Source organism: Vibrio sp. 10N.286.46.A8 (genome assembly GCF_041470165.1).
Taxonomy (GTDB): Bacteria; Pseudomonadota; Gammaproteobacteria; order Enterobacterales; family Vibrionaceae; genus Vibrio; species Vibrio tasmaniensis_A.
On the sequence record NZ_JBFRLX010000408.1, the window covers coordinates 1 to 372 of the forward strand.

At 44.6% G+C, this 372-nt stretch carries 1 protein-coding gene; it reads right to left on the bottom strand.

All coding sequences use genetic code 11. From position 1 onward, the window contains the following. Positions 1–96 precede the first annotated feature (96 nt). The coding region (locus tag AB4232_RS22730; protein WP_372088125.1) for a hypothetical protein at positions 97–372 on the bottom strand (276 nt) is incomplete at its 5' end.

Below are 372 nucleotides of genomic sequence, written 5' to 3' on the forward strand. Positions count from 1 at the left end.
CTATTATAACTAATCGGAACTGTGGATATAAAAAAAGGGCGACTTATGAATAAGTCGCCCTTAGATAGTTCTCTGCAGATTACTCTGCGAAGCTCATTAGTATTGAGGTTTAGTCATGCCTGCGCCGGCTTTATTTGACGCTGATTGGCTACCTGCACCTTTCGATACAAAACGCTCAGTACGGAATGGAGCCGCAACAACTTGAATCTCTTTGATCTCTTGAGGACCAGGAGCTTTAGTCATTGGTGAACCTGCTTGTTTTTTAGCAACAGCTGCCTTTGGTGCCGCTTTAGGAGCTTCTGCTTCAACAACTGGCGTTGCTTCTACTTGCACTGCTTCTGCTACAACAGGCGATTCAACTTTCTCAGTTTC